Raw genomic sequence first — 25,182 nt, forward strand, 5'->3', positions numbered from 1 at the left:
CACGACGAAGGCCCCCGCCCGGCGGCGGGGGCCTTCGTCGTCGAGCCGCGCGTCAGTCGATGAGCTCCCACGAGTTCGCCGGGTCCGGCGAGAAGGCGTTCGGGGTCTGCGGCGCGAACTCCGTGGGCAGGTTGGCGACCCTGTCCGAGAACAGCTGGCCCTCCGTCGTGAGCACCACCGGGATCGACCAGAAGAGCTCGTCGTAGACGGTCGCCACCTCCTGCATGGCCGCGTCGAGGTCGGAAGCCGAGCCCGCCGTGGTGAGCGCCGCGGCCAGCGCCTCGTCGGTCGAGCCGAACGGGTTGGCGAGCGTTCCCGCGGGGACCAGGTTCTGCACGAACTGGTAGTACGTGTCGATGTCCGAGAAGCGCCACGCGGCGATGTCCGCCTCGCCGCCGAACAGGGGCTCGAGGAACGCCTCGAACGACCCCGTCGCCTGAAGGAGCTCCGCGTCGATGCCCGCCTCCGTCAGCTGGGCCTGCACGGCGGAGCTGAAGGAGAAGTTGGGATCGATGCCGTCGATCGCCAACACCGTGAGCGAGATGCCGTCCCCGTAGCCGGCCCCGTCGAGCAGCTCGGCGACCCGGTCGAGGTCGCGCTCGACGGCCGTGGCCCCGTAGTCGCCAGGCCGGCCCTCCTGGGCGAGCGAGCCGATGGGCACGGCGCTGCCCTGGAACGCCGCCGCGGCGATGCCCTCGCGATCGAGCGCGTAGCCGATCGCCTCCCTCACCGCGGGGTCGGACAGCGGTTCGTCGTCCCGGCCCACCAGCATGAGCAACCAGATGCCGCCCGAGCTGGGGACGCTGACGAAACCCTCGTCCACGGCGGTCGCGACCGTGAGGGTGTCGGGGTTGTTGGCGTAGTCGATCTGACCGGATTCGAGCGCCGCGAGCTGCGCGTTCGAGTCCGCCATGACGGTGAGGACCACCTCGTCGAACTTCACCGCGTCCGCGTTCCAGTAGTTCTCGTTCACCGTGTACGTGTACGCGCTGCCGTCGATGGTCGCCGACGAGTCGAGCACGTACTGCCCGGCTCCATGGCTCTCTGTGGCGAGCGCCTCGGGGTTCGCGACGCCGGTGGGCGACACGATGAGGCCGAAGCGCCAGTCCTGGCTGAGCGACAGCGCCGCCACCGGGAACGCCGTCGAGTAGTGGATGACCACCGTGTCGTCGCCGGTCGCCTCGATCGACTCGACCGGGCCGGCGTACGCGGCGTTCGGGCCCTCCGTGGTGAGGAAGCGGTCGAGCGAGCCCTTGACCGCCTCCGCGTCGAGCGCGTCGCCGTCGCTGAACACCACGCCCTCGCGCAGCGTCACCTCGAACGACGTCATCGTGTCGTCGGTGTAGCCCCACGCCGTCGCGAGCGCCGGCACGAGCGTGCCGTCGGCCTCCTGGTAGATGAGCGGCTCGTAGGCGGGGAACACGTAGCTGGGCGGGTTGGCCGTGGCCGGGTCGAGGTTCGTGGGCGCCTGCCGCTGGCCCACCGCGAAGGTGCCGCCGACGCTCGCGGCCGCGGTCGCGCCGTCGTCGCCATCGGCACCGGGAGAGCCGGTCGTCTCCGCCTCGCCGGGCGTGCACGCGGCGAGGGCGAGCGCCACGCTCGCCGTGAGCGCCGCGATCGAGGCGATCGGGCTGAGGCGCCTCCGTCGCGCCAGGATGGATGATTCAGACATCGTTGTCCTCTCGCTAGCTGGGCGACCGGAGCGCCCGGCGTCGAGCCGGGCGGCCACCCTCGGCCTGGTACGCCGTGCGCTCGACGCTACGGCGAGGCCCCAGGGGCCGGAATCGAGCGCCGTGAATAGGACGTATCGCCCCCGTTTGCTCCCGACCTCCCCCTCCGCGCTGCTAGCGTCCCGAACCAGCGCGGCGACGTCGCCGCGCCCCGGACCGCGGCGACGCGGCGGGCCCGCCAACACCAGGGACGGAGGCCGGCCTCGCGATGGTGAGACTCATCCTGCGGCGCCTCGCGTGGTCCGTCCCGCTGCTCGTGGTGGCGACCATGCTGGCGTTCCTCATCGTCGACCTCATCCCGGGCGACCCCGCCCGCGTCATCCTGGGCCCGACCGCCACGGCGGAGCAGGTCGAGGCGTTGCGCGTCTCGCTCGGGCTCGACCGGCCCTGGTTCGTCCAGTACCTCGCGTGGCTGGGTGATGCGCTGCGCGGCGACCTGGGCACCTCGGTGATCTCCAAGACCCCCGTCATCGACCAGCTCAACGCTCGGCTGCCCGCGACGCTGTCCATCGTCGTGGGAGCGACCGTCGTCAGCGCGGTGCTGGGAGTGGCGCTGGGCGTGTTCAGCGCGGTGCGGGGCGGCTGGGCCGGCCGCGCCGCGGACGTGTTCGCCATGCTCGGCTTCGCGATCCCCAACTACTGGCTGGGCCTCGTGCTCGTGGCAGTGGTCGCGGTCCAGCTGAGGTGGCTGCCGGCGACGGGCTACACGCCGCTGACGGAGTCGCCGTGGGAGTGGCTCAAGGCCCTGATCCTGCCCGTGATCACCCTGGCCGTCGGCGGCGTGACCATGATCGCGAAGAACACGCGGGAGGCACTGCGCGACGTGCTCGCCCGCGACTTCATCGACAGCCTGCGCGCGGATGGGTGGAGCGAGTCACGCATCCTGGTGCGCCACGCGCTGCGCAACGCCGGCATTCCCATCGTGACGGCGATCGGCGTCTTCTTCGTCGGGGTCCTCGGCGGCACCGTGCTGGTCGAGTCGGTCTTCGCCATCCCCGGCCTGGGCGGCCTCGCGGTCGCCGCCACCCCCGCTCACGACCTTCCCGTGCTGCTGGGCGTCACGGTGTACTTCTGCACGCTCGTCGTCATCGTCAACCTGCTCGTCGACGTCACGTACGGCGTGCTCAACCCGAAGGTGCGTGCGGCATGACGGCCCCGGACCGACCCGCGGCTCGCGGCCCCCTCCGGCGGGTGCTCTCCGACCCGATCGGGCTCTCCGCGGCGCTCGTGCTCACCGCGATCGTGGTCGCGTGCCTGGGTGCAACCCTGTGGGCGCCGTACGATCCGCTCGCGACCGACCTGACCGCGAGCCTGCAGGGCCCGTCGTCCGCGCACCTGCTCGGCACGGACCAGCTGGGACGAGACGTGCTGTCGCGCCTGCTCCACGGGGGGCAGCCGAGCCTCCTCGCCGCGGCCTGCGTGATGGCCGCCGCCCTCGTCGTGGGTGTGCCGGTCGCGATGGCCGCCGGCTACCACGGCGGCTGGCTCGACGCGCTGGTGTCGCGGGTGGTGGACCTGGGCATGGCCCTGCCGGCGATGATCATCGTCCTCCTGGTCCTCGCGCTCTTCGGCGACCAGTTGATCTTCTCCTACCTCGCGCTCGGGCTGCTGCTCGTGCCGGCGCTCGTGCGCATCGTTCGCTCCGCCACCGTGGCCGTGCGGGGCGAGCTCTTCATCGATGCGGCGAAGGTCTCCCGGGTCCCGCTGCCGCTGCTGGTCGCGCGTCACATCTTCCCGCGCATCCTGGGCACGGTCGTGGTGCAGGCGTCGATCATCGCGTCGATCGGCCTGCTGTTCACCACCGGACTGGCGTACCTGGGCTTCGGGGTGACCGCTCCCGAGCCCTCGTGGGGAACCATGGTCGCCGAGGCCTCCTCCGTGATGCGGCAGAACCCCACCATGCTGTGGGCGACCGGCGGGCTCATCGGCGTCACCGTGCTCGCGCTCGGCAGCCTGGGCGAGGTGGTCCGGGACGCGCTGGTCGAGCGCTGGGCGCCCGCCGCATCGTCCCCGGGACCGCGCCGTCCCCGGACCTCGGGTGTGGCCTCACGCCCCGTCTCACCGCGGGCGGCGACCGGCCCCGCTCCGAGGCCCCGGGACGATGCGGTGCTCGCCGTGGGGTCGATGACGGTCGCCTACGGGCCGGGCGAGGGAACCGCGGTCGTCGACGCCGTGAGCTTCGACGTGGGACCCGGAGAGATCGTGGGCCTCGTGGGCGAATCCGGCTGCGGGAAGTCGACGGTGGCGCGCGCCGTGCTCGGCCTGCTGCGGGGCTCCGGGCGCATCACGGGCGGGTCGGTGGGGTTTGCCGGCGAGGACCTCGCGGCCATGTCCCGACGCGAGCTACGGGCCCTGCGCGGCACCGGCATCGCGTTTGTCTCCCAGGAGCCGATGGTTGCGCTGGACCCCACGCGTCGCGTGGGAGACACCGTGGCGGAGGCGGTGCGGCTGCACACCGGATGCTCGCGGGCCCAGGCCCGCGCGCGCACCGAGGAGCTCTTCGCCCGGGTGCGCTTCGCGGACCCCGCCCGCGTATGCGGCCTGTACCCGCACGAGATCTCGGGCGGGATGGCGCAGCGCGTCGCGATCGCGCGGGCCCTGGCCGGCGGGCCCCGCCTGCTCGTGGCGGACGAGCCGACGACCGCGCTCGACGTGACGGTGCAGCTCGAGATCCTCACCCTGCTGCGCGACCTGCGGGACCAGACGGGGCTGTCGATCCTGCTCGTCACGCACGACTGGGGCGTGGTCGCGGACCTGTGCGACCGGGCGGTCGTCATGTACGCCGGCCAGGTGGTCGAGACCGCGCCGACGGACCGCCTGTTCACCGCCCCTCGTCACCCCTATACGGCGGGCCTCCTCGGGGCCAACCCGAGCCTCGCCGATCGCGGGGAGCGGCTGCGGACCATTCCCGGCTCGGTGCCGCCGCCCGCCGACTGGCCTGCCACCTGCAGGTTCGCGGACCGGTGCGCGCTCGCGACGGACCAGTGCCGCGCGACGCCGGTGCCGCTCGCCGCCGTCGACGCGCACGCGTCGCGCTGCCTCCACGCGGACCGCGTCGCGGCGCCCCGTCCCACGGAGCCCGCACGGTGACCGCGCCGGTGCTCGAGGTGCGCGGGCTCGAGGTGGCCCTGGGCCATCGGCGCGCCCGTCGGACGGTGCTCCACGACGTCTCGTTCGTGATCGAGCCGGGCGCCACCCTCGGCCTGGTGGGCGAATCCGGGTCCGGCAAGACCACCACGGGCCGCGCGATCGCCGGCCTCGTGCGGCCCGCCTCCGGCTCGATCCTGCTCGACGGCCACGACGTCTCGCGGGAGCGCTGGTGGCGCCGGCCCGGCGGCGGCACGCTCCAGGTGGTGTTCCAGGACCCCTACAGCTCGATGAACCCCGCGCTGCGTGTCGAGGACATCCTGCGCGAGCCCCTGCGCACGCTCCGACTGCCTCGGGCCGAGGCGCGGCGGCGCTCCGAGGAGATGCTCGCCCGCGTGGGCCTGCCCGTCGCCGCCCTCGACCGCTACGTGGCCGCGTTCTCCGGGGGCCAGCGCCAGCGCCTCGCGATCGCCCGCGCCCTGGTCTCCCGTCCTCGCGTCATCGTGTGCGACGAGGCCGTGAGCGCGCTCGACCTGTCCGTCCAGGCTCAGGTGCTCAACCTCCTCAAGGACCTCCAGGAGGAGCTGGGCATCGCGTACCTGTTCATCGGCCACAACCTCGACGTGGTCGAGTTCATGTCCCATCGCATCGCGGTGCTGTACGAGGGCCGCGTGGTCGAGTCCGGCGATGCCGCGGAGGTGCTGCGCCGTCCCACCCACGCGTACACGCGCCGGCTCGTCTCCGCGATCCTCAGCCCCGACCCGCGCGAGCAGGCTCGTCGCCGGGCGCTCGTCACCGCGACCCCCACCCAGGAAGGACCGTCATGACCGACACCGCCCAGCCCACGGCCGCGGCCACCGGCCGCAGCCTCGAGCACCGCCTCGCGCGGCTCGAGGCCGTCCAGGAGATCCACAACCTCATGGGCCGCTACTCCAACTGGCACTCCGCGAACATGCACCGCGAATGCCTGGACCTGTTCGCGCTGAGCCGTGAGGACGTGAGTGCGGAGATGATGTGGGGCGTCTACGAGGGCCGCGAGAGCCTCGAGCGGCTCTACCCCGGCTTCCACGTGTGGGCCGATGGCGACGCGCGCGGCAAGATGCATATGCACACCCTCACCACGCCCGTCATCGAGGTCGCCGACGACCTCCGGACCGCACGCGGCACGTGGGTCTCCCCCGGCCTCGAGACCATGTCCTTCGTCGAGGACGCCGCCAACGACGCCTTCTGGGCGTGGTGCAAGTACGGCGCGGACTTCATCCTCGAGGACGGCGTCTGGAAGATCTGGCACCTGCACGTCTTCGGGCTGTTCATGACCCCCTACGACAGGCCGTGGACCGAGGACCCGAGCGACCACGGCGACCCGCCGATGCCGGACGAGTTCCTGCCCGACAAGCCGCCGACCACGCACTGGATGTACGCCCAGGACCGCGTGTACCCCAACGAGCCCGCGCCGCCCGCGCCCTACGCTTCGTTCAACCCGACCGACCGCTTCTGAGGAGGAGACATGGCACGACTGGCAGGCAAGGTCGCACTCATCACGGGAATCGGCGGGGGCATGGGCCGAGCAGCGGCGCTGCGCTTCGCCGCCGAGGGCGCCACGGTGGTCGGCTGCGACATCGTCCCCGAGGGCGCCGAGGAGACCGTCCGGCTCGTGCGCGAGGCCGGCGGCGAGATCGAGAGCTTCGCTCCCGTCCAGTTGTCCGACGCGGCGGAGGCGGCGGCGTGGGTGGACCGGGCCGCAGAGGTGTACGGCGGCTTCGACATCCTCTACAACAACGCCTCCGCGCCGAGGTTCGGCCCGGTCGACGAGCTGAGCGTCGAGGACTGGGACTTCGTCATGGCGAACGAGCTCAGCCTCGTCTTCTACGCGACCCGTGCGGCCTGGCCCCACCTCAAGGCGCGCGGCGGCGGCGTGGTGCTCAACGTCGGCTCGATCGCCGGCACGCGCGGGGTCGAGTTCATGCCCCAGAACGCGCACGGCACCGCGAAGGCCGGCGTCATCAACCTCACCCAGCAGCTCGCCGTCGAGGGCGGGCCGCACCACATCCGTGCCGTGTGCGTGAGCCCCGGCTTCACCGTCACGCCCTCCACGGCCTGGCTGGTCGAGTCCGGGCCGCAGCCCTTCAAGGACAACATCTCGCGGATCCCGCTCGGGCGGGTCGGGCAGCCCGACGACATCGTCAACGCGGCGTTGTTCCTCGCGAGCGACGAGGCGTCGTGGGTCACGGGCGTCAACCTGGTGGTCGACGGGGGCGGCTCGGTCCTGGGCTGACGCCCGATGCCAGGTATCCGCGGACCGGTGTTCACCGGCGCCCCTCACTCCCCCTAGTCTCGAGCGTGACGGGGCCCACGCCTCGCATCCCTACCGAGGAGTTCGACGATGAACCCTGAGACCGGATTCTCCGGCCGCCTGGTGGTGCCCACCGACCCCGACTGGGACGAGGCCCGCGTGGGCCGCGTCTTCAACGGCCGCCGCCCCGACCGCCAGCCCGACGCCGTCCTGATGGCGGCCGACGTGGACGACGTGCGCCGCGGGGTGCTGCTCGCGAAGGAACGCGGCTGGACGGTCGCGGTGCGGTCCGGCGGCCATGCCTGGGCCGCGTGGAGCGTGCGCGACGGCGGCCTGCTCATCGACCTGGGCCGCCTCGACGACATCTCCTACGACGAGGAGACGGGCATCGTCTCCGCCGGCCCGGCCACCAAGGGCGGCGAGGTGCTCTCCCCGTTCCTCGAGGAGCGCGGCCGGTTCTTCAACGGCGGCCACTGCCCCTCCGTGGGTATCGGCGGCTTCCTGCTCCAGGGGGGGCAGGGCTGGAACCAGCGCGGCTGGGGCTGGGCCGCGGAGTCCGTCGTGGCGGTCGACGTGGTCACCGCGGACGGCGAGCTGGTGCACGCCGATGAGCGCGAGAACACGGACCTGTACTGGGCCGCCCGCGGCGCGGGTCCGTCGTTCCCGGGGATCGTGGTCCGCTTCCACCTGCGCACCCGGCCCATCTTCGGCTTCCTGGGTCACACCGTGCACGGATACGAGCTCGAGGACTTCGCCGAGGTGATGAGCTGGCTGTACGAGGCGCACCACCGGATCTCGACGGACGTGGAGATCGTCGCCATCTCGACCCCGGTGCCGTTGCCGGACGGCACCGAGCGCCGGCTGTTCCTGGTCACCGGCGTCGCCTTCAGCGCCGACCGCGCCGAGGCGCAGGAGGCGCTCGCGCCGTTCAACGAGTGCCCCGCGATCGACCGCGCGGTCTTCGTGCAGGACTGCCGCGAGTCCTCGTTGGCGGAGCATCGCGCCCAGCAGGAGATCCAGAACCCCGAGCACGCGCAGTACATCACCGACTGCGCGTGGATCGACGGGGAGAACACGCCCGAGGGCATCGCCAGGATGGTCGAGCACATCGCGCCGCTGTTCACCACGAACCCCACGCACAAGGGCTTCGCCATCTGGATGTCGAACGCGCCCATGCGCCGCGACCTGCCCGACATGGCATTCTCGCTGCAGACCGAGGCCTACGTCGCCAGCTACACCGTGTACGACGACCCCGCCGACTACCAGCGCAATCGGGACTGGCTCACCTCCGTCATGGAGCACGCGCAGCCGGTCACCGCGGGCCAGTACCTGGGCGACTCGGACATGACGCACCGGCAGCTCCGGTTCATGGCGCCGGAGAACTGGGAGCGGCTGCAGGCCGTCATCGCCTCGCGCGACCCCGAGGGCAGGTTCCACCGCTACCTCGCCAGGGACGCGGACGCGCTCAACGTCAACCACTGGGAAATCGAGAAGGCAGGGATCTGATGCGCATCCACATCGGCGCGAACTCCGAGGGATACCGGCTCGCGACGGACCTGCGCGGCCTCCTCGAGGCCGACGGCCACGAGGTGCACTGGCACGCCGCGCCGGCCTACGACGAGGGCGACGACTACCCCGGCATCGTCATCCGCACCGTCCAGGCCGTGGTGGCCGACGAGGATGCCGGCCTCGACTCGCGTGCCGTGCTCGTGGGCGGCACCGGCGCCGGCGAGGTGATCGCCGGCAACAAGGTCAACGGCGGGCGCATCGTCTCCGCGACCGCCGCGGCCTACGTCGCGGACGCGCGCACGCACGCCGACATCAACGGGCTCGTGATCCCCGCCGCGCACGTGTCTCCGGACGATGCACTGGGCCTGGTGTCCACGCTCGTCGAGACCGCGTTCTCGAACGGCCTGGACGACGCCCGGCGCCTCGTCAACGTCGCCGAGTTCGAGACGTCGGGCACCATCGAGGGCTGGATGGTCGAGGAGGCATGATGCAGCGCGCGATCCAGTTCGACCGCACGGGCGGTCCCGAGGTGCTCTACGTCGCGGAGGTCCCCCGCCCCCGGGCGGAGGCCGGCGGGCTCGTGGTCGAGGTGCGCGCCGTGGGCATCAATCCGTTCGACTCCAAGGCGCGCGCGGGCGCGTTCCCCATCGACGACCCCTTCCCCCGCACGCTCGGCACCAACTTCGCCGGCGTGGTCGCGGAGGTCGGCGCGGACGCGGCCTACTGGGACGGCGCGCCGGTCGCCGTGGGCGACCAGGTGCTCGGCTGGGAGATGGGGACGCTCCGCGAACTGCTCGCTGTGCCCGCGTCCCAGGTGGCGCGCAAGCCCGCGGACCTGCCCTTCGACGTGGCCGGCGCCCTGTGCACGCCCGCGCTCACGGCGCACGCGGCGATCGGCGTGCTGAACCCCGGTCCCGGCGACACCGTCCTGGTGAGCGCCGCCGCCGGCGCCGTGGGCATCCTGTACTGCCAGCTCGCCCTCGAGGCGGGCGCGCGCGTGATCGGCACCGCCGGTCCGGCGAACCACGCGCGCCTGCGCGCCCTGGGGGTCGAGCCCGTCGAGTACGGCCCCGGCCTCGCCGACCGCGTGCGGGCGCTCGCCCCCGAGGGCATCACCGCCGTCCAGGACAACTACGGCCGCGAGGCCGTGGACGCGGGCCTCGAGCTGGGGCTCCCGCCCGGCCGGATCTGCGCCATCGCGGACCATGCCGCGGTCGCGGAGCTGGGTCTGGCGAGCCCCGGCCGCTACGAGCGCCGCGCGGACGTGCTGGAGCGCCTCGCCGCACGGGTCGCGGCGGGCGAGCTGGTGCTGCCGGTCCAGGACGTGTTCCCCCTCGACCGCGCGGCCGACGCGTTCGCCCTGCTCGACACGCGTCACCTGTCCGGAAAGATCGTCGTCGCGCCGTGACCTCCTCCGCGCTCGCGCCCGAGGCGCTGTTCTCGTGCGCGGGCCAGGTCGGGCTCGTCACCGGCGGCGCGACCGGCATCGGCCGCGCCGCCGCGGAGGCGCTGGCCGCCGCGGGCGCGCGCGTGCTCATCGCGGGGCTGCCGGACGACCGGCCGCTCGACGCCGCCTCACGCCTGAGCGCGCGCGGCCTCGAGGTCGTCGGCGCCGAGTGCGACGTGACGGACGATGCGCGGCTCGCCGCGACCGTCGGGCAGGCGGTCGAGCGCTGGGGCCGGCTCGACACGGTCGTCGCGAGCGCGGGCGTCGCCCTCGACGAGCCCGGCGCGCCGGACGCGTTGGCGCGCATGGACCGCATGTACGCCCTGCACGTGCGCGCGGTCGCGCGCCTGGCCGAGCTCGCGCTGCCGGAGATGGCGCGATCCGGGGGCGGAGCGTTCCTGGTGATGTCGAGCCTGTCGGGGCTGCGCGGCAATCGCGTGCTCGGCGGCTACGGCGTGACCAAGGCGGCGAACGCGCAGATCGCCAGGAACATCGCCGTCCAGTGGGGGCCGCGCGGCATCCGCGCGAACGCCCTCGCCCCGGGGGTCATCGCCACGGACTTCGCGCGCCCCATCACCGACGACCCGCAGGCCTCCCCCGCCCGCCTGGCCCGGACCCCGCTGGGGCGCTTCGGCACCGTCGCGGAGGTGGCCGGGACCATCGTGTGGCTCGCCTCTCCCGCGGGGGCCTTCGTGTCCGGACAGACCATCGTGGTCGACGGGGGCACGCTCGCCTACGACTGAGGAGCACTCATGGCACGCACGGCGATCGTCACCGGCGGCGCGCAGGGCATCGGCGCCGCCATCGTCGCGCGCCTGGCGGCGCGCGGCGACCGGGTCGCGAGCCTCGACCTCGCCTCCGCGGCCGGCCCTCGCGAGGCGCTCGAGGTCGAATGCGACCTCGCCGACGCGGCGGCCGTGCGAGAGGCGGTGGCCCGCGTGGGCCGTGAACTCGAAACGCCGGACATCGTGATCCACTGCGCGGCCTTCCAGCTCATGCGGCCGTTCGCGGACCTGGACCGGGGAGACTGGGACCGCACGTTCCGCGTCAACGTCGACGGCGCCTTCCACCTGCTGAGCGCCGCCGTGCCCGCCATGCGTGCGGCCCGGTGGGGGCGCATCGTCCTCATCACCTCGTCGAGCTACTACCAGCCGCCGCCGGGGATGAGCCACTACATCGCCTCCAAGGGCGCGCTCACCGGGCTCGCCCGCGGCCTGGCGACCGAGCTCGGGTCGGACGGCATCACCGTGAACGCGGTCGCGCCGGGCCTGACACGCACGGACAACGCCGTGCGCCACGTCCCGGAGGATCACTTCGCGCTGGTGCGTTCGCGCCAGGCCGTGCCGCGGTCGGGCGAGCCCGAGGACGTGGCGGGCGCGGTCGCCTACCTCACCTCGGAGGACGCCTCCTTCGTCACGGGTCAGACGCTGCTGGTGGATGGCGGCGAGAGCCGGCTCTGACGGGCGAGGGGCGTACCGGAGGGTTCTGACGGGACGGGCTGACGGGACGGCACGATGCGCGAAGGAGGGGGCGCCTCGCGGCGCCCCCTCCCCGTCACGTCGTCGGGCGTTCGTTCAGACGCCCGGGACCACCATCACGTCCCCGGTGTAGGTGACGCCTGCGACCGGCACGGTCTCGACGCCGTCGACGTACACCGTGCCGTCCACCGTCGAGTCGCCGTCGACCGTCAGCGAGCTGAGGTAGGACGTGCCGGTGACCGTCCACCGGGAGCCGTCCACGAGCGACACGATGACGCCGTTGTTGACCACAGGAGAAGCCACGTTGGTCACCACGCCGAGCAGGCGGTAGTCGGCGGCCGTGATCGTCGGCTGGACGTGCGAGGCCTCCGAGGCGGACACGACGCCGACGAGCGTCGAGCCGTCGAGAGTGAGGACCAGGTCCTTCTGCGCCGGGAGGCAGACGGTGATCCACGGCGGGCAGCTGGGCACCACGTCGCCGCGCATGCCGTTGAAGAAGTCGCCCTCGAGCTCCATGTCCGTGAACGTCGCGAGCGTGTCGTCGGGATCCGCGACGCTCGGGTCATGGGTCGCGTCCTTCACGACCGCGCCGGTCGGCTCCACGTACACGCCGGTGTTGGTCAGCAGCGGCGGGACCGGGCCCGGGTCGTCGTTCTCGATCATCTGGAGGAGCACACCGTTCCCCGCGTTCAGCGTGGCCCCCTGGGAGCCGTCCACCGTGATGTCGGTCGCCTGCCCCTTGACCAGGAACGTGGACTCCCCGGTGGTGACAGACGTGCCGCCGGCGATGTCCACCGCACCGGAGTTGTGCCACATGAAGCCGAAGCGGTCGGAGGTGATGGTGCTCGACCGCTCGTCCAGCGCGGCGAGCTCCTTCGCGGACAGGCCCAGCGAGAGATCGGCGTTGAGCGCGGCCACGGCCTCCGGGGTGCTGTCGCCAAAGGCCACCGAGCCGCCGGTGATGATCGTGGCGTAGGTGGCGACATCGAACTCGGTGCCCAGGAAGGTCTCCGTCGCGTTGCCGATCACGTACGAGCCGTAGCCGTCGTCGCCCGTGTTGCGCACGGTGCTGTTGATGGCGGAGAGCTTCATGTCGGAGCCCGTGTCGACGGACAGCGCGCCCCAGTTCTCGCTCGTGATCGAGGAGCCGACGTAGGTCGCCTGGGTGTTCTCCCCCAGCACGTTGGTGGAGCGGTTGTTGCCGGAGATGCCGAGCATCCACGGCGCGTCCTGCATGTACGACAGGTTGACCGAGGAGACATAGTCGGAGGGCAGCTCGCCGTCCGACGTGGTGATCCGGGAATTCTTGACGATGACGTTGGCGCCGTCCGCCGCGACGATCGCCGGGCGCACCGCGCCCTCGGTGGTGATGGTCGCACCGTCGACCACGAGGGTCGTGTCACCGGCCCCGTACACCGCGGCGCCCATGCCGGCGAAGTCGGAGCGGCCGTTGCCGTCGAGGGAGATCGTGAGGTTCCGCAACGTGTAGTCCGAGTCCTCGACCACGACGCCGTTGAAGGCCTCGCCGGTCGAGCGGATGTGGACGTTGCTCGCCGCGGCGTCTGCGACGTCCTTGCCCTGCAGGGCCGCGAGCACGCTCGCGGCCTCGTCGACGCCGTCGGCTCCCACGTACAGCGCCTGCCGGAAGTCGTACGCGTTGTTGTCGAAGGTCACGGGAGTCTCGCGGGCGACGGTCAGGACGATGTCACCCCGATACGTGCCGGGCGTGAGCACGGTCTCGAACGCGCCGGTGGCGGCGATCTGCTGACCCGTCTCCACGCCGTTCACCGTGAGGGTGACGGTGTAGCCCTCCGGTGCGACGAGCGCCGCACCGTCGCCGATGGAGAGGGAGCGCAGCCTGGTGGTCTCCGCGATCTCGAAGGTCTGCCCTGAGGGCACGCTCAGCGACTGCGGGATCGCGCTCCGGTCCGGCGCGGCCGCCCCGGCCGGGAGGGTCGCGCCCAGTGCGAGCGTGCCGGCGAGCGCGGCGGCCGCGGCCGCGGCGCGCAGCCGCCCCGGCGCGATGCGAATGGTCGAGGGTGTGGTCTTCACGATGCTCCTTTGCCTCTGCCGGCACCTCGTCGTGCCCGCGTGCCGAGTCAATAGCGCTCACCGCGTCGCGCAGAACCGATCAGTGCGAATAGGACGTATCGGCGGCATTCGCACCCGGACCGGAACCGGCCGCGATCGGACGAAACGGACGTTCCATCGCGGGCGCCGATGCCACGTATCAGCACGCGATGCTTCCCACCGGGCCGCGCTCCTGGTTGGCTGACCCCAACTGGCAACGGTGCCAGGCAGGATCGAACCGCTGAGACAGGTTCACGACACGAGGGAGTGTCCATGATCATCACGAGGAAGTTGGGGGCGGTCGCCGCGTTCGCGGCGGCGGCGTTCGTCATGACCGCGTGCTCGTCCGGCGACTCGGACGACGGCGGCGCGACGGCGGCCGCCGAGGAGGCCGCCGAGACCACCGAGACCAGCGACGCGATGGAGAGCGAGGGCACGGACGACGGCGCCATGGAGAGCGACTACTCCGAGGCCCTCCAGATGGCCTTCGACGGCATCGGGTCGACGCTCGACGACCTGGAGCCGGTCACGGCCGAGTCCGGCCTGAGCCTGTACGTGGTGTCCTGCGGCGAGCAGGTGCCCGGCTGTGCCGTGCCCGCCGCCGCGGTCAAGGAGGCTGCGGAGACCGCCGGCTGGTCCAGCACCATCGCGGACGGGAAGCTCAACCCCGAGGGCTTCGCCACCGCGATCCGCCAGGCGGTCGCCGGCGGCGCGGACATCATCGTTCCCATCGGCATCGGCTGCGCGGTCGCGCAGGCGGCGTTCCAGGAGGCGGTCGACGCGGGCATCACCGTGATCGGCGGCGGCGGTGTCGACGACTGCGACCCCAAGCTGTGGGGCTCGGAGCGCCTGTGGCTCGAGGACTACACGCCGATCGAGCAGTGGGAGGCCTTCGGCGCCATGCAGGCCGCGTACGCCACCGGCGCCACCGACGGCGATGTCAAGGCCGTGGTGCTCAACTTCACCACCCAGGTGTGGGGCCAGTGGATCACCGACGGCTTCACCAAGGAGCTCGAGGAGCTGGGCGGCGGCGAGGTCGTCGAGGTCGTCGACATCAGCGACCCGGAGACTGCTGACGGCTCGTACATCCAGAAGGCCACGACGGCGCTGCTCAACCACCCCGACGCCAACGTGCTCATCGCGCCGGTGGACGGCTGGTTCACCAACGGACTGTCCGCCGCGATCGTTCAGGCGGGCGTGGACGACCAGTACACCGTGATCGGCCGCGGCGGCGACGAGCCGGCGCTCGCGCTCATCAAGCAGGGCGACGCCGGCCTCGACGCCACCGTGGGCTTCGCGGTCCAGTGGGGCGCGTGGGGCTCGGTCGACACGGCCGCCCGCATCCTCGCGGGCATGGAGCCGGTCTACATCGGCGAGTCCATCCAGGTGATCGACGCCGACCACAACATGCCCTCCGAGGGCCTGTACACCGGCAGCGTCGACTACCAGGCGCTGTTCAAGGAGGCGTGGGGCGTCAGCTGAGGACGCGCCCACCCGCCCACGGCGCCCCGCACCCGTCTCGGGTGCGGGGCGCCGTGCCGTCGCTGGCGCCGGATCCGAGCCGTCTCCGGTGCCGGATCCGAGCCGTCGTCGTGCGCACCGCCCGCTGATACCTGGCATCGGCGCGTGACCCTTCCCCGCACCCGGCCGCTCTGGTTGCATCGGAGACGCGGGAGCACCCGCATCGATCCGGCGGCCCGGCCGCAGGACGACGACAAGGGAGTCGACACGATGAACGATCCGACGAGCGCCGCCCCGACGCTCGCACTCGACGTGCGCGGGGTGAGCAAGCAGTTCGGCGGCACCAAGGCGCTGGACGATGCCTCGCTCGCCGTGAGGCCCGGCACCGTCCATGGCCTGTTGGGCGGCAACGGCTCGGGCAAGAGCACCCTCATCAAGATCCTGGCCGGCGCGTACCGGGCCGATGCGGGACGCGTCGCGGTCTTCGGCCGCGAGGTCGCCCTGCGCGACTTCAACGCGGCCGCCGCCGCCGAGGCCGGCCTGCGGTTCGTCCACCAGGACCTGGGGCTGTTCGACGACCTCTCGATCGAGGAGAACTTCGCCCTCGACGCCGGCTATCCGCTCAACTCCGCGCGAGGCGTCGCGTGGAAGGAGCTGCGTGCCCAGGTCGCGCGAGTGCTGGAGGAGTACGAGCTCGACGCGGAGCCCCGCACCCCGGTGCGGGACCTGCGGGCCTCGGACCGCACCATGGTCGCGATCGCCCGCGCGCTGCAGGGGGACGACGGCAAGCGCCTCATCCTCGTGCTCGATGAGCCGACCGCCTCGCTGGCGGCGCACGAGTCGCAGGGGCTGCTCGACCGCATCCGCCGCCGCGCGGACAAGGGCCAGACGGTCGTCATCGTGAGCCACCGGCTCCGCGAGGTGCTCTCCGTCGCCGACGACTTCACCGTGCTGCGCGACGGGGTGGTCCAGGGCACGCTGCGGGACGAACACCCCACCGAGGACGACATCGTCGCGCTCATGGCGGGCGGACTCACGGTGTCGCTGAGGCCCACCGGATCGCAGAGCCACACGACCGGCCGGCCGATGCTCGAGGTCGAGGACCTCCGCTCGGGCCCCCTCGAGGGAGTCAGCCTCACGGTCCACGAGGGCGAGATCCTGGGCGTGGCAGGACTGGTGGGCAGCGGCTGCAGCTCCCTGCTCCAGGCGCTGTTCGGCGCGTACCGGCCCCACGGGGGCACCATGACGCTCGCGGGCGAGGAGTACGCACCCGAGTCCATCGGCGAGGCCATGGATCGCGGCGTCGCGTTCGTGCCCGAGGACCGGGTCCACGAGGCCGCGTTCATGGACCGCTCCGTGCGCGAGAACATCGCGATCGCGATGCTCAAGGAGTACTGGACCACGAAGTGGATGCACCGCCCCCGCGAGGACCGACGCGCCTCCGAGCTCATCGACCGCTTCCACATCAAGGTCGACGGGCCGGGCTCCCTCTTCAGCTCGATGTCCGGAGGGAACCAGCAGAAGGTGGTGGTCGCGCGGTGGCTGCAGCGTGAGCCGCGCCTGCTGCTGCTCGACGAGCCCACCCAGGGCGTCGACGTCATGTCCCGCGCGGACATCTACGCGACCATCCGCGACTCCGCGAAGCACGGCACCGCCGTGATCGTCGCGTCCTCCGACATGAGCGAGCTCCACGCCCTGTGCGACCGCGTGGTGTTCCTCAAGCAGGGCCGCATCGAGCAGGAGGTCTTCGCCGGCCAGCTCGACGTCGACGGCCTCACCGCCCTGGTCCTGCGCGAGGGCCCCACCCCCACCCCCACCACCCTCGAGAGGACAGCGACGTCATGACCGAGACCTCCGCACCCCCGTCGGCAACGACGGCGCCCGCGCCCGAGCCCGGCACGGCCCCCCAGCGCAAGCGCCGCGCCACCGCGGTCGGGCACTTCTTCGAGAAGTTCGCGCTGCTCCTGCTCACGGTGGCCGTCTTCGTGTTCTTCACGTTCTTCCCGGCGTCGAGCACGGCCTTCCCCACCGCGAACAACCTCAGCGTGATCTTCGGCAGCCAGGCGGTCATCGCGCTCATCGCGATCGCCGCGCTCTTCCCGCTCGTGGGCGGCCGCTTCGACTTCTCGCTCGGCGCGGTCGCGGCGATGAGCCAGACGCTGGCCGCGGGCCTCATGGCCAAGTCCGGCTGGCCGCTATGGGCGGCGATCCTGCTCCCGGTGCTGCTGTCGAGCCTCGTGGGCATCGCCAACGGCTTCTTCGTCACCCGCATGGAGATGAGCCCGTTCGTCACCACGCTGGGCATGGCCATGCTCCTGTTCGGAATCAACATGTGGTACACCAGCGGCCAGACGATCATCACCGGCGTCGACCCGGCGATCGTCAAGTTCGGGTCGGCCCGATTCCTGGGGCTGCCGCTCGTGGTCTACGTGGTGCTCGTGGTCGCCGCGATCGCCTGGTACGTATTCACCCACACCCCGTACGGACGCTCGCTCTACGCGATCGGCTCCAACGCGGCCTCCGCCAAGCTGGTGGGCATCCCCGTTGAGCGCAACGTGTGGTCCACGTTCATCGTCTCCTCGGTGATCGCGGGCGTCGCGGGCATCATCCAGCTGTCCCGCCTGGGCAGCGCGACGGCCAGCGCGGGCAACGAGATCCTGTTCCCCGCCCTCGCCGCGGTGTTCCTGGGTGCCACGGCCTTCACCCCCGGCTTCTTCAACGTCATCGGCACCCTCGTAGGCGCCGTGTTCGTGTCGATCTCGGTGTCCGGCCTCACGCTCGCGGGCGCCTCCGGGTGGGCCTCGAACGTCTTCAACGGCCTCGCGCTGCTCATCGCGGTGGGCCTGTCCACCTACCTGGGCCGGCGCCGGAGGCGCGGCTGACGCCCGGCGTCCCCCGCATCGTCCACCGCCACCCGCACGACCGCACCCACGCTCCCCGCACGCCCCATCGAAAGGAACCCCCATGCCCGTCGTTCTGTCCGCCACCTGGATCGCCAAGCCCGGCGAGGAGGAGAAGGTCCGCGAGGCCATCGAGCACCTCTCCCCCGCGTCGCGTGAGGAGCCCGGCAACCTCTACTACCAGGCGTACCAGAGCCCCGAGGAGCCGAACGTGTTCCGCATCTTCGAGATCTACGAGGACCAGGACGCGGTGACGGCCCACACGCAGTACCCGCACTTCGTCACCTGGGCCGCGGGCCAGGCGCTGCCGGCGCTCGAGGAGCGTCGTCGCGACTTCTACCAGACGCTGGACTACTGACGTCATGAAGCTGGTCCGCTACGAGCACCACGGGTTCGCGCTGCTGGGCGTGATCAGCCACGACAAGGTGCAGTCGCTCCCGCAGGGCCTCAGCGCGCTCGACGTGCTGAACATGCCGCTCGCGGAGCGCAACCTGCTCGAGGCCCAGGCGGGGCGCCATCACCGCGCCCCGCTGGGGTCCGTGCGGCTGCTGCCGCCCATCGAGCCGCGCGCCATGCGCGACTTCGTGGCCTTCGAGCGGCACATCGCCGGCATGAAGAAGAACGAGCCCGGCGACGGCTCGGTCCCGGCGGCCTGGTACGAGGCGCCCGTGCACCTCTACATGAACCCGTGGTCCGCGGTGGGCGCGCACGACGACGTGCCGGCGCCGCCCGAGACGCAGGCGCTCGACTTCGAGATGGAGGTCGCCGCGATCATCGGCCGGACGGCGCGCAACGTGCCCGTCGAGGAGGCCGAGTCCTACGTCGCGGGCTACTGCATCATGAACGACTGGTCCGCGCGGGACATCCAGGGCCGCGAGATGACCGTGGGGCTCGGCCCCGCGAAGGGCAAGGACTTCGCGACCACGCTGGGGCCATGGATCACCACGGCCGACGAGCTCGAGCCGTATCGCGAAGGCGACCGCCTCGCGCTCGAGATGGTCGTCTCCGTCAACGGCGTCGAGGTGGGCCGCGACAACGCCCGCGAGATGTCGTGGTCGTGGGGCGAGATCGTGGCGCACGCCGCGCGCGGCGCCACCGTGGGGGCGGGCGACGTGCTCGCATCCGGCACCTGCTCGGGCGGATCGCTGGCAGAGATCTGGGCCCGCACCGGCAGCCGCACGCCCCCGCCCCTGACCCCGGGCGACGTGGTCGAGATGACCGTCGAGGGCCTGGGCACCATCAGCAACCGGGTCGTGGCGTCCGAGCCGCTGCCCGACCCCGTCCGTCCCCGTGTCAGGAGCCACGCATGAGCGAGACCGTCGTCGTCCAGGAGACCGTGACCGTCAACCCGGCCACCGGCGAGGAGCTCGCGCGCTACCCGCAGCTCGACGCCGCCGGTCGCGACGCCGCGCTGGACCGCGCCGTCGCGGCGCAGTCCGCGTGGCGCGAGGTGCCGGTGTCCGAGCGGGTGGTCCCGCTGCGCGAGCTCGCGCGCCTGCTGCGCGACGAGGCGGAGGACCACGCGCGACTCATGTCGCTCGAGATGGGCAAGCCCATCACCGAGGCGCTCGCGGAGGTGCGCAAGTGCGCGCTCACGTGCGACTACTACGCGGACCATGCCGAGGACTTCCTCGCGCCCCAGCCGGTGGCCACCGAGGCGGCGTCCTCGTTCGTCACCTACGAGCCGCTGGGCGTGGTGCTCGCGGTCATGCCGTGGAACTTCCCCTTCTGGCAGGTGATCCGCTTCTGCGCGCCCACGCTCGCCGCCGGCAACGGCGGCATCCTCAAGCACGCCTCGAACGTCACCGGCTCCGCGCTCGCGATCGCGGATCTGGTGCGCCGGGCGGGCTTCCCTGAGGACCTGTTCCAGACGGTGGTCGTGGGCCACTCGGCCATCGACGACATGATCGCGGACCCGCGCATCGCGGCGGTGACGCTCACCGGTTCCGAGGGTGCGGGGGCCTCGGTCGCCGCCGCCGCGGGCCGCGCGCTGAAGAAGACCGTGCTCGAGCTGGGCGGCTCGGACCCGTTCGTGGTGCTCGACGACGCGGACCTCGACACGGTGGTGCCCCTGGGCGTCAAGGCGCGTTTCATCAACACGGGCCAGAGCTGCCTCTGCGCGAAGCGCTTCCCCGTCGAGGCCGGCGTGCACGAGGAGTTCGTCGCGCGGGCCGGGGAGGCGGCGCGGGCGCTGCGCGTGGGCGACCCGCTCGACCCCGCGACGCAGATCGGCCCGCTCGCGAAGCCCTCGTTCGTGGACGACATCGACCGGCAGGTGCGCGAGTCTGTCGCGATGGGTGCGCGTGTGGTCGCCGGGGGTCACCGCATCGAGGGCCCCGGCTGCTACTACGCGCCCACCGTGCTCGCCGACGTCACGTCGGACATGCCGGTATTCCGCGAGGAGACGTTCGGCCCGGTCATGGCCATCGTCAAGGCGGCCGATGCGGCGGAGGCGATCGCTCTGGCCGACGACACGCGCTACGGGCTCGCGGCGAGCGTCTGGACCGCGGACATGGCCCGCGGACTCGAGCTGGGGCGCGGGATCCGCTCCGGGGCGCTGTTCGTCAACGCCGTGGTCGCCTCGGACCCGCGCCTGCCGTTCGGCGGCGTCAAGCTCAGCGGCTACGGCCGGGAGCTCAGCCGCGAGGGCATGCTGGAGTTCACCAACATCCGGGCCGTGTGGGCGATGGAGGGCGCGAGCTGACGCCGCTCCCCTACCCGGCCGGCTCCTCCTGGCGGGTCTGCGCCTGCCGGGCGGCCGCATCGGCCACATAGCCCTCGATGTGCCGCTCCGCCGGCCCGTCGTAGAGGCTGAGCGGCCGGATCAGGGTGTTCGAGGCGAGCTGCTCCTGGACGTGCGCGGTCCAGCCGGCGATGCGCGCCGCGACGAAGAGGGGCGTGAACAGCTCGGTGTCGAAGCCCATGAGGTGGTAGGCGGGGCCCGAGGGGTAGTCGAGGTTGGGGTAGATGCCCTTGCGGGAGACGAACTCGGTCTCGAGCGCGTCGTACAGGTCCGCGATGTCGTCCCGCCCATAGTGGTCGACGAGGGTGTCGAGCGCCGCCTTCATCGTGGGCACCCGCGAGTCGCCGCGCTTGTAGACGCGGTGGCCGAAGCCCATGATCTTGCGCCGCTCGGCCAGAGCATCGTCGAGCCACGGGCCCACGTTGGCGGCCGAGCCGATCTCATCGAACGTGCGCATCACGGCCTCGTTCGCGCCGCCGTGGAGCGGGCCCTTGAGCGCGCCGATCGCGGCGACCACCGCGCTGTAGTAGTCGGACAGCGTCGAGGCGACCACGCGGGCGGTGAACGTCGAGGCGTTGAACGAGTGCTCGGCGTAGAGCGTCATCGACACGTCGAAGGCCTTGCGCACCACCTCCGGCGGCTCCTCGCCGAAGGTCATCCACAGGAAGTTCGCGGCGTAGCCCAGGTCCTCGCGGGGCGCGATCTCCGGCAGGCCGCGCCGGTGGCGCTGGATGTAGGCGACCACGGCCGGAACCTTGGCGATGAGGATGAGCGCCTTGTCGCGGATCTCGTCGGGGTCGTGGCTCCACGCGGTCGGGTCCTCGCCGCCCAGGACGCTCACCGCGGTGCGCACCACGTCCATGGGGTGGGAGTCGTCGGGCAGGCGCTGGATCACCCCGCGCAGCCGGTCCCCCAGGTCCCGGTGCGCGTGCTCGATCGCCGCCACCCGCGCGCGCTCCTCCGGCGACGGCAGGTCGCCGTTCCACAGCAGGTAGACCACGTCCTCGAAGTCGCACATGGCCGCGAGCTCCTGCACGGGATACCCCCGATAGAGCAGCGAGTTGGTCTCCACGTTGACCTTGGAGACGGCGGTCCGGTCGGCGATGACGCCCACCAGGCCCTTCCTGACGTCGGTGCTGTCGCTCATGGTCACTCCTTCGTGATGGCGGTGGCGGGGTGGCGGGGTGGCTGGGTGGCGGGGTGGCTGGGCGCTTCAGTCCTTGACGACCGTGAAGTCGTAGACGTCGGCGTCGAAGTGCGCGTAGCCGGGGTAGTCGACCAGGTCGTAGAGCTCCGCGCGATGCTGCATCTCCCCCAGCCGGCCCTGGAGGGTGCCCGTGTCCGCGAGGGTCTCGAGGCCGCGCTGCGCCGCGCCCATGGCGAGCCGCAGCAGCGACACCGGCCAGATGATGATGGTGACGCCCACATCGCGCAGCCGGTCGACGCTGAACAGCTCCGACTTCCCGAACTCGGTCATGTTCGCGAGGATCGGCACGTCGACGGCCGCGCGGACGGCCTCAAACTCGGCGAGCGTCGCCATGGCCTCGGGGAAGATCGCATCCGCGCCCGCGTCGACCAGCGCCTTCGCACGGTCCACGGCGGCGTCGAGCCCCTCGACGCCGCGGACGTCGGTCCTCGCCATGATGAGCAGGTTGGGGTCGCGCCGGCCGTCCACGGCCGCGCGGATGCGGCGCACCGCGGTGGAGACGTCCACGACGTCCTTGCCGTCGAGGTGGCCGCACCGCTTGGGGTTGACCTGGTCCTCGATGTGCAGGCCCGCGACGCCGGCGTCCTCCATCTCCTGGACGGTGCGGGCCACGTTCATGGGCTCGCCGAAGCCGGTGTCCGCATCGACGAGCGCGGGCAGGTCCGTCATCCGCGCGATCTGGCGGGCACGGCCCGCCACCTCGGACAGCGTGGTGAGCCCGATGTCCGGCAGCCCCAGGTCCGCGGAGATCACCGCGCCCGACACGTAAACACCCTCGAAGCCGTGCCTCTCGATCAGCCGGGCGGACAGCGGGTTGAAGGCGCCGGGGAAGCGCAGCGTCTCGCCCGTGGCGAGGCGGGCGCGCAGCGCCGCGCGCTTGTCGGCGGCCGATGCGGTGGCGTAGAGCATCCGTCCCCTCCCCTTCAGAGCAGCCCGGCCGGGGCGGGAGCGGCGGCCCTCACCGCATCGTCCACCGTGAAGGTGAGGTCGCCCAGCTCGCGCGAGCCGAGCAAGGGCAGGCGCTGGGCAACGTCGAGGAAGCGCTCGATCTCCGGGTCGGGCACGATGCCCGCCGCGAGCGTGCGGAACTTGGCGACGTAGTCCGCGCGGGCGAACGGCCTGGCTCCCAGCGGGTGCGCGTCCGCGACGGCGATCTGGTCGCGGTAGACGCTGCCGTCCGCGAACGTGACCTCGATCGAGCCGCCGAAGGCCTTCTCCGCGGGGTCGTTGGAGTGGTAGCGGCGGGTCCACTCGGGGTCCTCGACGGTGGCGATCGAACGCCACAGCGCGACCGTCTCGGGGCGGGCGGCCCGCTCCGGCAGGTAGGAGCGCTCGTGGTCGAACTCGCCGTCCTGGAGCGCGACGGTGAAGATGTACGGCAGCGAGTGGTCGAGCGTCTCGCGCGACGCCGCCGGATCGTACTTCTCCGGATCCGCGGAGCCCGAGCCGATGACGAAGTGCGTGTGATGCGACGTCGCGAGCACGATCCTCTCCACGCGCGCGGGGTCGCCGATCTCCGGGCGCTCGCGGTGCAGGCGCCGTGCGAGGTCGATCCACGCCTGCGACTGATACTCCGCCGAATGCTGCTTGGTATAGGTGTCGAGGATGGCGCGCTTGGGCTCGCCCGGCACCGGGAGGGGCACCGCGTACTCGGCGTCGAAGCCGCCCAGCAGCCATGCGATCACGCCGTCCTCGCCCTCGTAGATGGGCGTGGGCGAGGTCTGACCGCGCATGGCGCGGTCGACGGCCTCTACCGCGAGCTTGCCGGCCAGCGCCGGGGCATGGGCCTTCCACGACGAGATCTCGCCCTTGCGGGACTGGCGCGTCGCGGTGGTGGTGTGGAGCGCCTGGCCGATGGCCTGGTAGATGGTCCCGACGGGCAGACCCAGCATCGCGCCCATGCCCGCGGCCGCGCTGGGCCCCAGGTGGGCCACGTGGTCGATCTTGTGCCGGTGCAGCGAGATGCCCTTCACCAGATCCACCTGGACCTCGTAGCCGGCGACGATCCCGCGCAGCAGGTCCGCGCCGGTGAGCCCGCGCGCCGCCGCGTGCTGGGCGACCGCGAGGATGGGCGGGATATTGTCGCCGGGGTGCGAGTACTCCTCCGCCAGGAACGTGTCGTGGAAGTCGAGCTCGCGGACCGCGACCCCGTTGGCCCAGGCCGCCCACTCCGCGCTCACGCGCGTGGCCAGCTGCTCGCCGCTGACCGTCGCACCCGCGCCGCCGGCCGAGGGCCCGTGCGCGAGCGCCTGCGCCCGGGCCGCGGAGGGGGCACCCCGGGAGTACGAGGCCGCCGCGACCGCGGCGTTGTCGATCACCCGGTTGACCACCATGTCCGCGACGTCGTCGCCCACAGGGACCGGGTCCGCGGCCACCCGGGCGATCTTCCACGCGAGCTGCTCCTCGCGAGGCAGCGCCTCGGCGGAGCGATGGGCACGGACGGCATGCAGTTTCACCGGGAGGACTCCTTCGTCACGGGGTGGTGGGCTCGGGTGGTGGGCTCGGGTGCGGGACCGGGTGCGGCCTCGGGTCCGGGCTCGGGTGCGGCCTCGGGTGCGGCCTCGGGTGCGGCCTCGAGCGAGGCGACGATGCTCGCGAGGCTACGGTGCAGGTGCAGCTCGGTCGCGTGGGCGGCCATCAGCTCCGAGCCGTCGATGATCGCGTCGAGGATCATGAGGTGCTCGTGCGTGGCCTCGCGCAGGCGGGCGGCGTCGTCGCGCGACAGCCGGCGGATGCGGGCGACGTGGGCGCGCACGCCGTTGAGCGCCGCGACGAGGTGCGGGCTTGCCGCCGCGGCGTCGATCGCCGCGTCCATGCGGCCCACCACCGCGTAGTAGGCCTCGCGGGACGATGCGCCGGCCAGGTCCTCGCCGGCCGCGCTGAGGGCGTCGCGCAGGGGCGCGAAGTCGGCCGGGTCGCGGCGCAGCGCAGCGAGGCGCGCGGCCTTGACCTCCAGCGCCTCGCGCAGGTCGAACAGCGCGCGGATGTCCGCGAGCGACAGCGGCGCGACCTCCATGCCGCGCCCGCCGCGAGCCGTCACGAGGCCCTCGGCCTGGAGCCGGGACAGGGCCTCGCGCAGCGGGGTGCGGGACACGCCCAACCGGGCGGACTGCTCCACCTCGGCCAGCGCGGCGCCGGGCGCGAGGCTGCCGTCGAGGATCTCCCCCCGCAGTGCGAGGTAGACGCGATCGCTCGAGCGCTCGCCTGCCACGGAGCGCTCTGTATGCATAACGGCGTCCATAGCGCCGAAAGTAGCA

22 protein-coding genes are annotated in these 25,182 nt (G+C 72.3%); 16 read left to right on the forward strand and 6 right to left on the reverse strand.

What is annotated here, in order from left to right:
* Positions 1-52: 52 nt before the first annotated feature.
* The gene (locus AOM03_RS03440) at positions 53-1,672 is read right to left on the reverse strand and encodes an ABC transporter substrate-binding protein (RefSeq protein ID WP_062378323.1); all 1,620 of its coding nucleotides are present in this window, start codon (positions 1,670-1,672) and stop codon (positions 53-55) included.
* 266 nt (positions 1,673-1,938) lie between these two features.
* Between AOM03_RS03440 and AOM03_RS03445 the strand changes: the two genes are divergently transcribed.
* From AOM03_RS03445 to AOM03_RS03490, 10 genes are all read left to right on the forward strand, one after another.
* Positions 1,939-2,880, forward strand: coding sequence for an ABC transporter permease (locus tag AOM03_RS03445; protein WP_062378324.1), 942 nt, complete (start codon positions 1,939-1,941; stop codon positions 2,878-2,880).
* Positions 2,877-4,820 carry a dipeptide/oligopeptide/nickel ABC transporter permease/ATP-binding protein gene (locus tag AOM03_RS03450; protein ID WP_062378327.1) on the forward strand — a complete coding sequence of 648 codons (1,944 nt, stop codon included), beginning with the start codon at positions 2,877-2,879 and terminating at the stop codon, positions 4,818-4,820. Before AOM03_RS03445 ends, AOM03_RS03450 begins: the two co-directional genes overlap by 4 nt.
* On the forward strand, positions 4,817-5,644 hold the full coding sequence (locus tag AOM03_RS03455) for an ATP-binding cassette domain-containing protein (RefSeq protein ID WP_062378329.1): 828 nt from the start codon (positions 4,817-4,819) through the stop codon (positions 5,642-5,644). The genes AOM03_RS03450 and AOM03_RS03455 overlap by 4 nt, the downstream gene beginning before the upstream one ends.
* Positions 5,641-6,315 (forward strand): nuclear transport factor 2 family protein, encoded by a 675-nt coding sequence (locus tag AOM03_RS03460; RefSeq protein WP_062378330.1) that lies wholly within the window; start codon positions 5,641-5,643, stop codon positions 6,313-6,315. The genes AOM03_RS03455 and AOM03_RS03460 overlap by 4 nt, the downstream gene beginning before the upstream one ends.
* A 9-nt stretch (positions 6,316-6,324) precedes the next feature.
* Positions 6,325-7,092, forward strand: a complete 768-nt coding sequence (locus AOM03_RS03465; protein WP_062378333.1) for an SDR family NAD(P)-dependent oxidoreductase — start codon at positions 6,325-6,327, stop codon at positions 7,090-7,092.
* Positions 7,093-7,200: 108 nt separating this feature from the next.
* Positions 7,201-8,616, forward strand: coding sequence for an FAD-binding oxidoreductase (locus tag AOM03_RS03470; protein WP_062378335.1), 1,416 nt, complete (start codon positions 7,201-7,203; stop codon positions 8,614-8,616).
* The gene (locus tag AOM03_RS03475; protein WP_062378336.1) at positions 8,616-9,107 is read left to right on the forward strand and encodes an RpiB/LacA/LacB family sugar-phosphate isomerase; all 492 of its coding nucleotides are present in this window, start codon (positions 8,616-8,618) and stop codon (positions 9,105-9,107) included. The genes AOM03_RS03470 and AOM03_RS03475 overlap by 1 nt, the downstream gene beginning before the upstream one ends.
* Positions 9,104-10,027, forward strand: coding sequence for an NADP-dependent oxidoreductase (locus tag AOM03_RS03480; RefSeq protein ID WP_082092061.1), 924 nt, complete (start codon positions 9,104-9,106; stop codon positions 10,025-10,027). The genes AOM03_RS03475 and AOM03_RS03480 overlap by 4 nt, the downstream gene beginning before the upstream one ends.
* Positions 10,024-10,809: an SDR family NAD(P)-dependent oxidoreductase gene (locus AOM03_RS03485; protein WP_082092062.1), complete on the forward strand. Its 786-nt coding sequence runs from the start codon at positions 10,024-10,026 to the stop codon at positions 10,807-10,809. Before AOM03_RS03480 ends, AOM03_RS03485 begins: the two co-directional genes overlap by 4 nt.
* Before the next feature lie 9 nt (positions 10,810-10,818).
* Positions 10,819-11,526: an SDR family NAD(P)-dependent oxidoreductase gene (locus AOM03_RS03490; protein WP_062378340.1), complete on the forward strand. Its 708-nt coding sequence runs from the start codon at positions 10,819-10,821 to the stop codon at positions 11,524-11,526.
* Between the two features lie 114 nt (positions 11,527-11,640).
* On the opposite strand, the gene AOM03_RS03495 is transcribed toward AOM03_RS03490, so the two are convergent.
* Positions 11,641-13,596 (reverse strand): hypothetical protein, encoded by a 1,956-nt coding sequence (locus tag AOM03_RS03495; protein ID WP_156157594.1) that lies wholly within the window; start codon positions 13,594-13,596, stop codon positions 11,641-11,643.
* 291 nt (positions 13,597-13,887) lie between these two features.
* Here AOM03_RS03495 and AOM03_RS03500 point away from each other — a divergent pair, with 291 nt between their 5' ends.
* From AOM03_RS03500 to AOM03_RS03525, 6 genes are all read left to right on the forward strand, one after another.
* Positions 13,888-15,096 (forward strand): sugar ABC transporter substrate-binding protein, encoded by a 1,209-nt coding sequence (locus AOM03_RS03500; RefSeq protein WP_062378342.1) that lies wholly within the window; start codon positions 13,888-13,890, stop codon positions 15,094-15,096.
* A gap of 249 nt (positions 15,097-15,345) precedes the next feature.
* Entirely contained in the window at positions 15,346-16,920 is a 1,575-nt protein-coding gene (locus AOM03_RS03505) for a sugar ABC transporter ATP-binding protein (protein ID WP_062378344.1), read from the forward strand.
* The gene (locus AOM03_RS03510) at positions 16,917-17,957 is read left to right on the forward strand and encodes an ABC transporter permease (RefSeq protein ID WP_062378346.1); all 1,041 of its coding nucleotides are present in this window, start codon (positions 16,917-16,919) and stop codon (positions 17,955-17,957) included. Before AOM03_RS03505 ends, AOM03_RS03510 begins: the two co-directional genes overlap by 4 nt.
* Positions 17,958-18,039: 82 nt before the next feature.
* The gene (locus AOM03_RS03515) at positions 18,040-18,333 is read left to right on the forward strand and encodes a putative quinol monooxygenase (protein ID WP_062378349.1); all 294 of its coding nucleotides are present in this window, start codon (positions 18,040-18,042) and stop codon (positions 18,331-18,333) included.
* A 4-nt stretch (positions 18,334-18,337) separates the two neighbouring features.
* Positions 18,338-19,285, forward strand: coding sequence for a fumarylacetoacetate hydrolase family protein (locus AOM03_RS03520; protein WP_062378351.1), 948 nt, complete (start codon positions 18,338-18,340; stop codon positions 19,283-19,285).
* Positions 19,282-20,679: an NAD-dependent succinate-semialdehyde dehydrogenase gene (locus tag AOM03_RS03525; protein ID WP_062378352.1), complete on the forward strand. Its 1,398-nt coding sequence runs from the start codon at positions 19,282-19,284 to the stop codon at positions 20,677-20,679. Before AOM03_RS03520 ends, AOM03_RS03525 begins: the two co-directional genes overlap by 4 nt.
* A gap of 10 nt (positions 20,680-20,689) precedes the next feature.
* On the opposite strand, the gene AOM03_RS03530 is transcribed toward AOM03_RS03525, so the two are convergent.
* The 4 genes from AOM03_RS03530 to AOM03_RS03545 form a co-directional block, all read right to left on the reverse strand.
* Positions 20,690-21,865 carry a bifunctional 2-methylcitrate synthase/citrate synthase gene (locus AOM03_RS03530; protein WP_062378354.1) on the reverse strand — a complete coding sequence of 392 codons (1,176 nt, stop codon included), beginning with the start codon at positions 21,863-21,865 and terminating at the stop codon, positions 20,690-20,692.
* A gap of 66 nt (positions 21,866-21,931) precedes the next feature.
* Positions 21,932-22,834, reverse strand: a complete 903-nt coding sequence (prpB, locus tag AOM03_RS03535) for a methylisocitrate lyase (protein WP_062378356.1) — start codon at positions 22,832-22,834, stop codon at positions 21,932-21,934.
* Positions 22,835-22,848: 14 nt separating this feature from the next.
* The gene (locus tag AOM03_RS03540; protein WP_062378358.1) at positions 22,849-24,381 is read right to left on the reverse strand and encodes an MmgE/PrpD family protein; all 1,533 of its coding nucleotides are present in this window, start codon (positions 24,379-24,381) and stop codon (positions 22,849-22,851) included.
* Positions 24,378-25,166 carry a GntR family transcriptional regulator gene (locus AOM03_RS03545; protein ID WP_369345438.1) on the reverse strand — a complete coding sequence of 263 codons (789 nt, stop codon included), beginning with the start codon at positions 25,164-25,166 and terminating at the stop codon, positions 24,378-24,380. Before AOM03_RS03545 ends, AOM03_RS03540 begins: the two co-directional genes overlap by 4 nt.
* Between the last annotated feature and the right edge of the window lie 16 nt (positions 25,167-25,182).

The organism is Demequina pelophila (assembly GCF_000971175.1).
Taxonomy (GTDB): domain Bacteria; phylum Actinomycetota; class Actinomycetes; order Actinomycetales; family Demequinaceae; genus Demequina; species Demequina pelophila.

Coding starts and splice junctions, on each gene's coding strand:
- AOM03_RS03505 (WP_062378344.1), top strand. CDS start 15,346: ATGAACGATCCGACGAGCGCCGCCCCGACGCTCGCACTCGACGTGCGC.
- AOM03_RS03515 (WP_062378349.1), top strand. CDS start 18,040: ATGCCCGTCGTTCTGTCCGCCACCTGGATCGCCAAGCCCGGCGAGGAG.
- AOM03_RS03470 (WP_062378335.1), top strand. CDS start 7,201: ATGAACCCTGAGACCGGATTCTCCGGCCGCCTGGTGGTGCCCACCGAC.
- AOM03_RS03480 (WP_082092061.1), top strand. CDS start 9,104: ATGATGCAGCGCGCGATCCAGTTCGACCGCACGGGCGGTCCCGAGGTG.
- prpB (WP_062378356.1), bottom strand. CDS start 22,834: ATGCTCTACGCCACCGCATCGGCCGCCGACAAGCGCGCGGCGCTGCGC.
- AOM03_RS03545 (WP_369345438.1), bottom strand. CDS start 25,166: ATGGACGCCGTTATGCATACAGAGCGCTCCGTGGCAGGCGAGCGCTCG.
- AOM03_RS03530 (WP_062378354.1), bottom strand. CDS start 21,865: ATGAGCGACAGCACCGACGTCAGGAAGGGCCTGGTGGGCGTCATCGCC.
- AOM03_RS03465 (WP_062378333.1), top strand. CDS start 6,325: ATGGCACGACTGGCAGGCAAGGTCGCACTCATCACGGGAATCGGCGGG.
- AOM03_RS03460 (WP_062378330.1), top strand. CDS start 5,641: ATGACCGACACCGCCCAGCCCACGGCCGCGGCCACCGGCCGCAGCCTC.
- AOM03_RS03500 (WP_062378342.1), top strand. CDS start 13,888: ATGATCATCACGAGGAAGTTGGGGGCGGTCGCCGCGTTCGCGGCGGCG.
- AOM03_RS03490 (WP_062378340.1), top strand. CDS start 10,819: ATGGCACGCACGGCGATCGTCACCGGCGGCGCGCAGGGCATCGGCGCC.
- AOM03_RS03510 (WP_062378346.1), top strand. CDS start 16,917: ATGACCGAGACCTCCGCACCCCCGTCGGCAACGACGGCGCCCGCGCCC.
- AOM03_RS03520 (WP_062378351.1), top strand. CDS start 18,338: ATGAAGCTGGTCCGCTACGAGCACCACGGGTTCGCGCTGCTGGGCGTG.
- AOM03_RS03525 (WP_062378352.1), top strand. CDS start 19,282: ATGAGCGAGACCGTCGTCGTCCAGGAGACCGTGACCGTCAACCCGGCC.
- AOM03_RS03440 (WP_062378323.1), bottom strand. CDS start 1,672: ATGTCTGAATCATCCATCCTGGCGCGACGGAGGCGCCTCAGCCCGATC.
- AOM03_RS03445 (WP_062378324.1), top strand. CDS start 1,939: ATGGTGAGACTCATCCTGCGGCGCCTCGCGTGGTCCGTCCCGCTGCTC.
- AOM03_RS03450 (WP_062378327.1), top strand. CDS start 2,877: ATGACGGCCCCGGACCGACCCGCGGCTCGCGGCCCCCTCCGGCGGGTG.
- AOM03_RS03475 (WP_062378336.1), top strand. CDS start 8,616: ATGCGCATCCACATCGGCGCGAACTCCGAGGGATACCGGCTCGCGACG.